Below are 7,729 nucleotides of genomic sequence, written 5' to 3'. Positions count from 1 at the left end.
TGAACACCACCCTACGCCACTCGGCGCCGCTCCGTGACCACAGGAGCCGACCACGGGCCGAGCGCAGGAGCCGACCACGAGATCCGGCCACGAGATCCTTTGCCTGCACGCCCATTCCTGACGGGCCGTCAGTTCAGTAACCTGACATAGTGTCAGCCGATCGGCCGACCCCGCACGCAACCCGGCGGACCATCGAGCAGGAGTGGGCGGAACGATGCTCGGATCGACTCACGGCACCTTCACCACCGACTTCCGTGCCCGGGTGGTGGCCTGCGGCGAGGAGCCGCACGCCGCCGTCATCAGCATGCCGACGGCCTCTGCCGAGGGCGGCCTGGATGTCAGCGGCCGACCGCTGCACCTGCCGGTGCCCGACCTGGACCGTTTCTTCCAGCCGCGCTCACTGGCCGTCGTCGGCGCATCGGACGCCGAGGGCCGCCCCAACGCCGGCATCACCCGCCGGCTCGTCGCCTGGGCCGAGGGCGTCGGGGCCCGGCTGCACCCGGTGCACCCCACCCGCGCATCGGTGTTCGGCATCCCCTGCTCCGCCTCGGTGTCCGAGCTGCCGGAACAGGTCGACCTGGCGGTGCTGCTCGTCGCCGACCCGCTGCCGGTGATCGAGGAGCTGGGCGAGGCCGAGGTGAGGTTCGCGGTGGCCTTCGCCTCGGGATTCGCGGAGACCGGGGAGGCCGGCGCGGTGGCGCAGGCCCGGCTGGCCGCCGCCGTGGAGCGCGCCGGGCTCCGGCTGCTCGGGCCCAACACCAACCTGAACGCCTTCGAGGAGTTCCGCGACGACCTGAAGGGCCCCGCGATCGCCCTGATCACCCAGTCCGGGCACCAGGGCCGGCCGCTCCACGCGCTCCAGGAGCTGGGCATCCGGCTCTCGCACTGGGCTCCCACCGGCAACGAGGCCGACCTGGAGACCGCCGACTTCATCGGGTACTTCGCCGGCCGGCCGGAGGTCGGAGCCATCGCCTGTTACGTGGAGGGGCTCAAGGACGGCCGCTCCTTCCTGCTCGCCGCCGACCGCGCCGCCCGCGCCCGGGTGCCCGTGGTCGCCGTGAAGGTGGGCCGCACCGAGGCCGGGGCCCGTACCGCCGCCTCGCACACCGGCAAGCTGACCGGAGCCGACCAGGTGGTGGACGCGGCGATGCGGCAGTTCGGCGTGATCCGGGTGGACGGCCTGGACGAGCTCCAGGACACGGCGGCGCTGCTGGCGCGGGCCCGGCCGCCCCGGGCGGACGGCGTCGCCGTGTACTCGATCTCCGGCGGCACCGGCGCGCACTTCGCGGACCTCGCGACGGCCGCCGGGCTCTCGCTGCCCGCGCTCTCGGAGGAGAAGCAGCGCGAACTGCACGGCTGGATACCCGCTTACCTGAACGTCGCCAACCCCATCGACAACGGCGGGCACCCGGTCGGCGACTGGCGCGGCCGGAAGATCATCGACGCGATCCTCGCGGACCCGTCCGTCGGCGTCCTCGTCTGCCCGATCACCGGCCCCTTCCCGCCGATGAGCGACCGGCTCGCCCAGGACCTGGTGGACGCCGCCGAGACCACCGACAAGCAGATCTGCGTGGTCTGGGGGTCCCCGGTGGGCACCGAGGACGCCTACCGCCGTACGCTCCTCGGCTCGTCCCGCGTGGCGACCTTCCGTACGTTCGGCAACTGCGTCACCGCCGTGAGGTCCTACCTCGACCACCACCGCTTCGCCGCCGCGTACCGCTCGCCGTTCGAGGCCGCCCCGCGCACCCCGTCGCCCTCGTACCGCAAGGCGCAGGCGCTGATGCGGCCGGGCCACCAGCTCAGCGAGCACGCGGCGAAGCAGCTCCTGCGGGCGTACGGCATCCGGGTGCCGCGCGAGCAGTTGGTGACCAGCGCGGCGGCGGCGGTCCGCGCGGCCGGGCCGGTCGGCTACCCCGTCGTCATGAAGGCGTCGGGCCCCCACCTCGCCCACAAGACGGAGCTGGGCCTGGTGAAGGTGGGCCTCACCTCGGCCAGCCAGGTCCGCGACGCCTACCGCGAGTTGACCGACATCGCGCGGTACGAGTCGATCGACCTGGACGGCGTGCTGGTCTGCCAGATGGTGGACCGGGGCGTCGAGATGATGGTCGGCGTCACGCACGACGCCCTGTTCGGGCCCACCGTGACGGTCGGGCTCGGCGGGGTGCTGGTGGAGGTGCTGCACGACGCGGCGGTACGGGTGCCGCCGTTCGGCGAGGAGCACGTGCGGGACATGCTCGGCGAACTGCGTGGCCGAGCGCTCCTGGAGGGCGTGCGCGGCGGGTCGCCGGTGGACGTGGACGCGCTCGTGGAGGTCGTGCTGCGGGTCCAGCGCATGGCCCTGGAGCTGGGCGAGGACCTGGCGGAGCTGGACATCAACCCGCTGGTGGTGCTGGGGCGCGGGCAGGGCGCGGTGGCCCTGGACGCGCTGGCGGTGTGCCGGTGAGCGGCGCAGGGCAGGGCGCGGCGCGCGAGGCAGGCGCGACGCGGGCGGTACCGGACAACGCGGTACCGGAGAACGTGACCCCGGACGGCGCGACGCCGCAGGAGGCGACGCGCGCGGTGCCGGAGGAGACGGTGCTGCACGCCGTCGACGGCGGCGTCCGGTGGATCACCCTCAACCGGCCCGAGGCGATGAACGCCGTCACCTGGGACCAGCGGGAACGGATCATCACGCTGCTGGCCGACGCCTCCGCCGACCCGGCCGTACGGGCGGTGGTGCTCACCGCCACCGGACGCGGCTTCTGCGCGGGGGCCGATCTGCGCGGCGCACCGGCCCCGTCCGGGGAGCGGGTGCCCGGGGACGTGGCCCGGATGATCAGGCTCGGCGCGCAACGGCTCGTCGCCGCCGTGCTGGACTGCGAGAAGCCGGTGATCGCCGCCGTCAACGGCACCGCCGCCGGGCTGGGAGCCCATCTGGCGTTCGCCTGTGACCTGGTCCTGGCGGCCGATTCGGCGAAGTTCGTCGAGGTCTTCGTGCGGCGCGGTCTCGTCCCGGACGGTGGCGGCGCGTATCTGCTGCCCCGGCTGGTGGGCCCGCAGCGGGCGAAGGAGCTGATGTTCTTCGGGGACGCCCTCACGGCGGCGGACGCGGAGCGGATGGGCCTGGTCAACCGTACGGTTCCGGCGGGGCGGTTGACGGCGCTCGCCGGGGAGTGGGCCGGGCGGCTGGCGGAGGGCCCCACCCGCGCCCTGGCCCTGACCAAGCAGTTGGTGAACGCCTCGCTCGACAGCGATCGGGCGACCGCCTTCGCGGCCGAGGCGGCGGCTCAGGAGATCAACATGACGACGCGGGACGCGCGGGAGGGCGTGGCCTCCTTCGTCGAGCGCCGGACGCCAAAGTACCGGGGGGGCTGAGGGGTCGTCTCCGTCGTGGCGTCTCCGTCGGGTTGTCTCCGTCGTGGAACAACTGTCCATCGGAATATGCGCGACTTCGTAACAGCTCAGGAATCCGTCCGATCATCCTCTGGTCCTATCGACTGCCTGCCATAGAGTTCCCGTGCCGACGCCGGGGCAGCCCTGCGGCGTCTCGGCCCGATTTCCCTCCACACAGCACCGCGAGGAGCCCGGCTTGTCTTCCCACATATCCCGCGCATCCCACATATCCCGCACGTCCCGCACCTCCCCCCTCCCCCGCCGACCGGGGCGCGCCGTGGCGCTGTCCGCCCTCGTCGGCACCGCCGCCGCCGTCATGGCCACGGCCACCCCGGCGGTCGCGGCGCCCGCGGCCGGTGCGGCGCAGCCCCGGACCGAGGTGACCTGCACGTCCGACAAGGCCGGCCTCGCGAGCCGGCTCAGCAAGGACATCCAGGCCGTGGTGGGGGACGCCGCCCTCAAGGGACGGGTCTCCGTCGCTCTGTACGACCGCACCACGGGTACCGAGTGCACGTACCAGGCCGACCAGCAGTACGACTCCGCGAGCGTCGTCAAGGTCATCGTCCTGGGTGCGCTCCTGCGCCAGGCCCAGGAGGAGGGCCGGGAGTTGACCTCGACCGAACACACGCTCACCACCAAGATGATCACGGCGTCCGACAACGACGCGACGACCACCCTGTGGAAGCAGCTCGGCCTCACCCGCGTCTCGGAGTTCCTGCGCCTCGCGGGCATGGAGCGCACGGTCCCCGACGCGGAGGGCTACTGGGGGCTGACGCAGATCAACGCCGCCGACCAGCTGAAGCTGATGAAGCTGCTGACCTCGGCGAACCCCGTTCTCGACGACAGCCGCCGCGCCTACGCGCTGGACCTGATGAACCGGGTGATCACCTCGCAGCGCTGGGGCGTCCCGGCGGGCGCGCCGAGCGGAGCGACGGCCCACCTCAAGAACGGCTGGCTGCAACGCAGCAGCGGCGGATGGCGCGTGCACAGCGTCGGCGCGTTCACCGGCAAGGGGTACGACTACGGCCTCGCCGTCCTGACCGCCGACAACACGGACATGCCCGCGAGCGTCAAGGTGATCGAGAACATCGCCCGGAAGGTCCACGCGGACCTCAACGGGACCGAGGTCGCCCCGCTCCAGGAGATGCGCCGCCAGGCCCTGCCCGGCACCTCCGACGGTTCGCTGGTGCCCGAGAGCAAGTAGGGCCGCGTCCCGCCGCCCGGCTCGCCACGGCGTGCGCCCCGGAACCGGAACCAGGACCGGAAACGGATCCTCCCGGTCCCGGGGTGCACGGCCCTTCCTATCTGATGCTGCGTCAGCTCTAATGGCGGCGTGATGGGACACGCAGGCATGGCCGCCACCGCCGTCCGGTACCTCAGGTCCGTCGGCGCCGCCACGGCCACCGGACCGCAGGCCCCGGTCGAGGCGCTGCCCCGGCCCGACCTGAGAGCCGTGCGCGACGGCGAGCGGCTGCCCGTCGACCCGGGCGAGTTCCGGCGGGTGCTGGGGCACTTCGCGAGCGGCGTGACCATCGTGACGGCGCGCGACGCCGACGGGCCGACCGGATTCGCCTGCCAGTCGTTCGCCTCCCTCTCGCTGGACCCGCCCCTGGTCGTCTTCCTGGTCGCCCGGACGTCGACGACCTGGCCGAGGATCGCCCGCGCCGGGGCCTTCTGCGTCAACATCCTGGGCGCGGAGCAGGGGCCGTTGTGCCGGGGGTTCGCGGTGAGCGGCGCCGACAAGTTCGCGGGCGTGGCGTACGCGGACGCCCCGGCGACCGGCTCGCCCCTGCTGGACGGCGTGCCCGCCTGGGTGGACTGCCGCGTCCAGGCCGTCCACACCGGCGGCGACCACCTCATCGTGGTCGGCCGGGTGGAGACGTTGGGCGCGGCGGCCGACGCGGAGCCGCTGCTGTTCCACCGGGGCGTGTTCGGACGCTTCACCGGCTGAGACCGGGACTGTCCGGAATCAGTGCGGCAGACTCGCCGCGCCGGCGCTCCCAAGCCGCCCTCTGCGTGCCGCCGGCGGGCGACCGGCGTACGTTCCGAGGCTCGGGCCGCCGGGCGGCGCGGCCCGGAACGCACTCCGGCGCTCACGGCGACCGGGCCTCAGAACACCAGCACCCCGCGTGCCACCCGGCCGTGGTGCGCGTCGTCGGCCGCCTTGGCGAAGTCCTCCACCGGGTAGGTCTCGGTGATCAGTTCGTCCAGCAGCAGCCGCCCCTGCCCGTACAGCTCGGCGTACAGGGCGATGTCGCGCTGCGGTCGCGAGGAGCCGTAGCGGCAGCCCAGGATCGCCTTGTCCAGGTACATCGAGGAGACCAGGAACGACGCCTCGGCGGTGGCCTCCGGGACGCCCAGCAGGATCGCCTGGCCGTGCCGGTCCAGCAGGTCGACGGCCTGCCGGATCAGGTCGGTGCGGCCCACGCACTCGAAGGCGTGGTCGGCCCCGTCCGGCAGGATGTCGCGCACCTGGTCGGCGGAGGTGAGGAAGTGCGTGGCCCCGAAGCGCCGGGCCACCGCCTCCTTCGCCGGGTTGCTGTCCACCGCCACGACGGTCAGCGCGCCCGCCAACCGCGCGCCCTGGAGCACGTTGAGGCCGACGCCGCCGGTCCCGATGACGACGACGCGGTCGCCCCGGTCGACCCTGGCACGGTTGAGGACCGCCCCGACGCCGGTCAGCACCCCGCAGCCGATCAGGGCCGCCGAGGTCAGCGGCAGGTCGGCGGGAATCCGCACCGCCTGGACCGCGCGCACCAGGGTGCGTTCGGCGAAAGCCGAGTTGGAGGCGAACTGGAACAGCGGACGCCCGCCCCGCGAGAACGGCCGTCCGGGGCGGCCGATCGCCTTCCGGCACATCGTGGGCCGGCCCCGGTCGCACTCCGCGCAGGCGCCGCAGTTCGCCAGCGTGGACAGCGCCACGTGGTCGCCGGGCTCCACATGCGTCACCCCGGCCCCCACCGCCTCCACCACGCCCGCGCCCTCGTGGCCGAGCACGACCGGGACGGGAAAGGGAATCGTCCCGTCGATCACCGACAGGTCGCTGTGGCAGAGCCCGGCCGCCGCCACCGCGACCAGCACCTCGCCGGGGCCGGGCGCGCGTATCTCCAGGTCGTCGACGACCTCGGTCCGTGTGCCGTCGAAGACGACGCCTCTCATCCCGGCTCCCTCGGTAGGCCGAGCACGCGCTCGGCGATGATGTTCCGCTGGATCTCGTCCGAGCCGCCGTAGATGGTGTCGGCCCGGCTGAAGAGGAACAGCCGCTGCGCCTCGTCGAGTTCGTACGGTCGCTCCGGCGACCACGGTCCGGGGCCGACGGCCCCGGCGGCCCCGGCGACCTGGACGGCCAGCTCGCCGAGTCTCCGGTGCCAGCCGCCCCAGAGGAGCTTCGCGACGCTGGGCGCGCCCGGGTCGCCGGTGGCGCCCAGGGTGCGCAGGGCGTGCCGGCGCATGGTGGTCAGCTCCGCCCACTGCCGCACCAGGCCCGCCCGGACGACCGGGTCGCCGACGGCACCGCTCGCCACGGCGGCGCTTACGACCTTCTCCAGTTCGGCGGCGAACCCGATCTGCTGGGCGAGCGTGGAGACCCCGCGCTCCAGCGCGAGCAGCCCCATGGCCACGGCCCAGCCGTTGCCCTCGCCGCCGACCACCTCGGCGGCCCGCGCCCCGTCGAGGAAGACCTCGTTGAACTCGCTCGTCCCGGTCATCTGCCGGATCGGCCGGACCTCGATCCGGCCGGGCTGGTCCATCGCGACGAGCAGGAAGGAGAGCCCGCGGTGGCGGGTGGAGCCGGGTTCGGTGCGGGCGAGGACGAAGCACCAGTCGGCGTCCCGCGCCAGCGAGGTCCAGATCTTCTGCCCGGTCACCGCGTAGCCGCCGGTCCCGTCCGCCACGGCGGCCGTCCGGACCCCGGCGAGGTCCGATCCCGCGTCCGGTTCGCTGTATCCCTGGCACCACAGCTCCTCGCCCCGGGCCACCGGAGGCAGGAAACGGCGTCGCTGCTCCTCGGTGCCGTAGGCGATCAGGGTCGGGGCGAGCAGGTTCTCGCCGATGTGGCCGAGCCGGGCGGGGGCGGCGCACCGGGCGTACTCCTCGGCCCAGACGACCTGTTGGGCCAGGGTCGCGCACCGGTTGCCGTAGCCCCGGCCGTCCGTGCCGGGCCAGCCCAGGCCGATCCAGCCCGCCCGGCCCAGTGCGCGCTCCCAGGCGCGGGGGTCGGGGGCCGGGTCGTCCGCGAGGCGGTCCGCCAGCCAGGCGCGGGCTTGGGCGCGGAAGGTCTCGTCCTCGTCGCCGAAGCGGAAGTCCATGCGTGGCTCCTGTCGTGTGGGCCGGGGGCTCCGCCCCCGTACCCCCGCTC

6 protein-coding genes are annotated in these 7,729 nt (G+C 73.8%); 4 read left to right on the top strand and 2 right to left on the bottom strand.

What is annotated here, in order from left to right; all coding sequences use genetic code 11:
• The first annotated feature begins 214 nt into the window (after positions 1–214).
• The 4 genes from EES43_RS16890 (at position 215) to EES43_RS16875 (ending at position 5,323) form a co-directional block, all read left to right on the top strand.
• A complete protein-coding gene (locus EES43_RS16890) occupies positions 215–2,443 on the top strand; it encodes an acetate--CoA ligase family protein (RefSeq protein WP_124269481.1) in 2,229 nt (742 codons plus the stop codon).
• 131 nt (positions 2,444–2,574) lie between these two features.
• A complete protein-coding gene (locus tag EES43_RS16885; RefSeq protein WP_241192674.1) occupies positions 2,575–3,354 on the top strand; it encodes an enoyl-CoA hydratase/isomerase family protein in 780 nt (259 codons plus the stop codon).
• A 295-nt stretch (positions 3,355–3,649) separates the two neighbouring features.
• Complete coding sequence (locus EES43_RS16880; RefSeq protein WP_346774293.1) at positions 3,650–4,576, top strand: serine hydrolase; 927 nt, start codon at positions 3,650–3,652, stop codon at positions 4,574–4,576.
• Between the two features lie 147 nt (positions 4,577–4,723).
• Positions 4,724–5,323 (top strand): flavin reductase family protein, encoded by a 600-nt coding sequence (locus EES43_RS16875; RefSeq protein WP_124272032.1) that lies wholly within the window; start codon positions 4,724–4,726, stop codon positions 5,321–5,323.
• Positions 5,324–5,481: 158 nt separating this feature from the next.
• Here EES43_RS16875 and EES43_RS16870 read toward each other — a convergent pair whose 3' ends face one another.
• Positions 5,482–6,531 (bottom strand): alcohol dehydrogenase catalytic domain-containing protein, encoded by a 1,050-nt coding sequence (locus EES43_RS16870; RefSeq protein WP_124269480.1) that lies wholly within the window; start codon positions 6,529–6,531, stop codon positions 5,482–5,484.
• Positions 6,528–7,679, bottom strand: a complete 1,152-nt coding sequence (locus EES43_RS16865) for an acyl-CoA dehydrogenase family protein (protein WP_124269479.1) — start codon at positions 7,677–7,679, stop codon at positions 6,528–6,530. Before EES43_RS16865 ends, EES43_RS16870 begins: the two co-directional genes overlap by 4 nt.
• Positions 7,680–7,729 lie beyond the last annotated feature (50 nt).

Source organism: Streptomyces sp. ADI96-02 (assembly GCF_003846185.1).
Taxonomy (GTDB): Bacteria; Actinomycetota; Actinomycetes; order Streptomycetales; family Streptomycetaceae; genus Streptomyces.
The sequence above is the reverse complement of the archived record's forward strand: the minus strand, read 5'-3'. Positions and strand labels throughout refer to the sequence as shown.